The sequence below is a fragment of the Pseudomonas brassicacearum genome, assembly GCF_003732265.1.
GTDB classification, from domain to species: domain Bacteria; phylum Pseudomonadota; class Gammaproteobacteria; order Pseudomonadales; family Pseudomonadaceae; genus Aquipseudomonas; species Aquipseudomonas brassicacearum_D.
Genome location: NZ_MOBK01000199.1, coordinates 1 through 473, shown reverse-complemented (window position 1 = coordinate 473; position 473 = coordinate 1). Strand labels below are relative to the sequence as shown.

The window sequence follows — 473 nt, the reverse complement described above, 5'->3', positions numbered from 1 at the left end:
CGGCTAGGGTCGGCATATGGACGCGGTTCTCTGGAAAAAGGTCAGTCGGCTTCGGCCAGCAATCTGACCGCTGTCTCGCCGACCTTGCGCACCGCTTCTTCGATCTGCGCGGTCGGTTTGGCAGCGTAGTTCATCCGCAGGCAATTGCGGTACTTGCCCGAGGCGGAAAAAATGCTGCCGACGGCAATCTGTACGCCTTGGTCGTGCAACTCACGATTGAGTTTCAAGGTGTCGAAACCTTCCGGCAATTCGACCCACAACATGAAACTGCCTTGCGGCCGACTGGCGCGGGTGCCTGCCGGGAAATAGCGGGTAACCCAGTCGATCATCAGGTCGCGACTGCGCTGGTATTGCGTGCGCATCCGCCGCAAGTGCGGTTCGAAATGACCGGCCTTGAGGAATTCGGCGATGGCGATCTGCGGCTGCGGTGCGGTCGATCCGGTGCTGATGTATTTCATGTGCAGCACGCGCTC

1 protein-coding gene is annotated in these 473 nt (G+C 59.8%); it reads right to left on the bottom strand.

What is annotated here, in order from left to right; translation table 11 throughout:
- Nucleotides 1–41: 41 nt before the first annotated feature.
- A partial coding sequence (locus BK660_RS30815; protein WP_123436426.1) for an aminotransferase class I/II-fold pyridoxal phosphate-dependent enzyme occupies nt 42–473 on the bottom strand: 432 nt, incomplete at its 5' end.